2 protein-coding genes are annotated in these 3,959 nt (G+C 62.3%); both read right to left on the bottom strand.

Features of this window, described 5'->3' with window-relative positions:
- Nucleotides 1–208: 208 nt before the first annotated feature.
- Nucleotides 209–1,642, bottom strand: a complete 1,434-nt coding sequence (locus ABSG20_RS31515) for an ATP-binding protein (protein WP_423868356.1) — start codon at nucleotides 1,640–1,642, stop codon at nucleotides 209–211.
- Nucleotides 1,643–2,573: 931 nt separating this feature from the next.
- Nucleotides 2,574–3,938: a 5-amino-6-(D-ribitylamino)uracil--L-tyrosine 4-hydroxyphenyl transferase CofH gene (gene cofH / locus ABSG20_RS31510; RefSeq protein WP_423868357.1), complete on the bottom strand. Its 1,365-nt coding sequence runs from the start codon at nucleotides 3,936–3,938 to the stop codon at nucleotides 2,574–2,576.
- Between the last annotated feature and the right edge of the window lie 21 nt (nucleotides 3,939–3,959).

Raw genomic sequence — 3,959 nt, 5'->3', positions numbered from 1 at the left:
GCAACCGACGCAAAACAACACAGTACTAACACGACAGCGGAACACCGAACCATCTGGAACTCCCGAAACGAATCGCATGCCTGCTTTCGAACACGCCGCAGGCCGCAATCGAGACTTTAACCAAAGCGTGCGCTCGCGCAACCAATCAGGACGATTGAAGAGAATCCGCAAGGCGAGTATACCGTTCGCTGGACCAACGAAACGCGGCTCAAGGTGGCGAGGGCGCAGGATGCGGGTCCGGCGAACGCACCAACTCCTCCAGGTCGAACAATTGGATGCCGCCGTCGATTTCGGCGGTCTTGCGCAACTCCTCCGTGAATCCTTTGCGAGCGAAGAACACAAGATGCCTTGATCGCGCATCCTCTGCGTACCTGGTCTTCGCGACGTATTCTTCTAGCCGTTTGCGGGTGGACTGGCCTATCAACGCGTTTTCCCACTTGCACTCGCCGAAGACGGCTGATCCGTCGAGCAACTGGCCGGCAACGTCGATCTCGAAATCGCCGCCCCAGATACGACCGATATTGCCCGCCGGCACGGAGAAACGTTCTCGCGCATGGTCGCGGAGATGGTCGCGCGCGACGGTCTCGAAAGCCGAACCCATGTATTCGTTGAAGTACGGCAGGATATTCCGGGCCCAGACATCGTCTCCGAAGCCGCGGCCGAGAGTACCGAGGTTGGGCCGCACGAAGCGGTACCAGAATCTGAAGAGCGGATCCTGTAGCGAGTATCTGGTGTTGCGCGAGCGTTCGTCGGCGTCGAGGGAACGCTCGCGCGCAACCACGCGCATCTGCTGGAGACGATTGATGTAAGTCGAGACTTCGGATGCCCCGGTCAGTCCGTGGACTCGGGAGACGATCTCAGAGGGCTTGGTGGCGCCGTCCGCGATCGCGGCCGCGATACTCGCATAGCGGCGCACCTCATTCAGTTCGGAGCGCAGCAGGAATTCCGGCTCCTCCTGCAACGAGGCGGAGGGCGCGAGGAACAGACGCTTGATGTTCTCGGCCAGCGTCTGCGATTGATCGCACATGTCCAAGTAGTATGGAACGCCGCCGAGAACGGAGAAGAGCGAAATGGCATCGGCAGGTTCCCATTGCGGCACGAACTCGGCGGCGTCCCTGAGAGACATGGGAAGAATTTCGCGAGCGAGGGTCTTTCGCCCGTAGAGCGGGTTGCGTTCGGCAAGAAGTTCTTCCATCTGCGCAATTAGCGATCCGCAGAGAACGATCTTCAGCGCGCCGGATTCGGCGGCCCGAGAATCCCAGAACTTCTGCATGATCGAAGGCAGCCCGGGATTGCCTCCGACGAGATAGGGAAATTCGTCGAGAGCGACGACCATGCCGCGGTTGTGTTCGGCCCGTTTGGCGACGTAGTGCAGGACGCCCAGCCAGTCCGATATGCTGTCGAGGACCGGATCGCCCCCGAGGACGCGCGATATCTCGCCCTTGAACGCCGCGAGATTGAGGGAGTCATCGACCAGCGTAGCCTGGAAATAGATCGCCGACCGTTTCAATGAGGCCTGTCGAATCAGGGTGGACTTGCCGATGCGACGTCGCCCATAGAGGATGACAAGCGACGCCCGCCCTTCCCCGAATTCCCGCTCCAGAACGCCGAGATCCTGCTCCCGCCCGATAAAACCGACCATCGATGCCTCAATTTAAGTTGTCGAAACAACATAATTGAAAATAGTCTAATGTAGATTATCCAAAAAATCAAGTGCCGGGGCCGCAGTAGCAGTAGCAATCAGAGGAGATGGTCCAACAAACGGTACATTCGCCATAGAGATTGCGCATCGCTCAGGATGCGGTTCGAGGGTGCCGCGGCTGCCAACCCAGTTGTAGCGGGGCGCCGCGGGACGTCGGCCCGCCTTGGCGCACTTCCGGCCTTGGTCGGACGTCCTTCGAGATCGCCTGAGGTCCGGCCAGCCGGGCGGCATCGGCCTGGATCTCGACGGAGCGACCCGCAGCAGGGGCATGTGACTTGAAGCGAGTGGTGTTGTATCTCGGATAAACCGCTCCCCGTCCGGATCGAGGGTCCGGGCGTTGCGCGATCGTGGCGGCAGCGTCCAGAAGGGTCTCTGTCGGGGTCGATCCTTCGACCTTCTTTTGCGTTTGTAAGCTCCGCCCCAAAAAGAAAAGATGAGTGGGATGAGGGCGGATCGGCCACAGCTGGCCCGCGCCATCGCTGCGCTCGACCAGGGCGACGTGCTTGCCGTCGTTCGCATTTGACCGCCTCGCGCGATCATCGTCCTTAGGGCGAAGGCTTGCTCCTCCAGCGATAACGGAGCGGCCGTTACACGGGGATGAGGTCAGAGAGCCTGAAACGACCGGTATCATGGAGCGGTCGGCTAGAGCGGGATGAGGTTAGGTTGAACTTTTTCTTCTCCTGCCCCTGATGCAGCGCAGCAAGAGTGCTGCGAGCCGGGGTCCACTCTACTTTGCATGGGGTTGTTTTCGCGATTTTTGTCCAGGCCCTGCCGTCCACCGCCGAAGGGACGCAATGCCGGGTCCGGGATACGAGATCGTAAGTGCCTCGCGCTTACGGGACGAATCGATCCAACTCCAACACATCATGCTCTAACCGACCGCCGCCTTTTTGCGCGGCGGCGTCAGCACGATCGGCTCCAGGTCGGCCGCGATCATGGATGCCGCTCGACGGTCTTCTGCTACCTGCCGATAGAGAGTGTCGCGTTGCATCGGCTCGCGGCCAATCGAGCGGATCAGCGCTTCCATCTCGTGAGGTGGAAACTCCTGGCCGTGCTGGGTCCCGGCGGCGCGCGAGATGCTCTCGTTCATCAGCGTGCCACCGAGATCGTTGGCGCCGGACTTCAGGCAGACCGCCGCGCCCGCCGGCCCCATCTTAACCCAGGACGTCTGGATGTTTGATATCAGCGGATGCAGGGCCAGCCGCCCGACCGAATGCATGAGGACGGCTTCGCGGAACGTCGGGCCGGGACGCGCCATGCCGAGGCGGTACATCGGCGCTTCCATGTGGACGAAGGGAAGCGGCACGAACTCGGTGAAGCCGCCGGTCTCAGTCTGCAGGTCGCGCAGCGCAAGGAGATGTTTCGCCTGCGAATCCGAGGTCTCGACGTGGCCGTACATGATGGTCGAAGTGGTCCGCAATCCCGCCTGGTGGGCGGCGCGCTGCACGTCGAGCCACTGCCCGGTATTGATCTTATCCGGGCAGATGATGGCGCGCACGTCATCGTCGAGGATTTCGGCCGCCGTTCCGGGCAGGGTGCCGAGACCGGCCGCCTTCAGCTTCGCAAGGAATTCGTGGATCGGCAGTCCGAGCGTGGCCGCACCTTGCGTGACTTCCAGCGCCGAGAAGGCGTGGATGTGCATCCGGGGGACGACCGCCTTGATCGCCCGGCAGATCGCTTCGTACGTGGCGCCGGTGTAGTCGGGATGGATGCCGCCTTGCAGGCACACTTCCGTCGCCCCGCGATCCCACGCCTCGACCGAGCGACGCGTGATTTCCTCGATGGCGAGATCATAAGGTGAGCCGCGCAGATCCTCGTGGGTGCGACCTTTCGAGAAGGCGCAGAACTTGCACTTGTAGTAGCAGATGTTGGTGTAGTTGATGTTGCGATTCACGACGTAGCGCACGACGTCGCCGCTGACCGCGCGTCGCAGCGCGTCGGCGGCCTGCGTGACGTGCCGGTAGTCGGCGTCGCGTGCGGCGAACAGGCGCACGATGTCGTTTGCGGCGAGCCGTTCGCCCGAAGTGGCACGCTCGACGATTCCAGCGATTCCCGCGTCAACGCCGCGGGCGAGCACCAGCGGCGCCGGTGGTGGCTGGGTTTTGCCCGGTGCCCAGTCGTCGTCGCGCGCGAAGCCTTCAGCGTCGCTCATGCGCCGCACGCGGGTGGCGATGTCGGGAGCCAACCATGTATCGGCGAAGCGGACGTAGCCGGGGTAGACGGGCAGGCGATGCACCAAGAGCTTGCCGGCGTCGGC

Origin of the sequence: Bradyrhizobium sp., assembly GCF_049512235.1 — a bacterium.
GTDB lineage: Bacteria > Pseudomonadota > Alphaproteobacteria > Rhizobiales > Xanthobacteraceae > Bradyrhizobium.
This window is presented reverse-complemented; position numbering and strand designations above follow the sequence as displayed.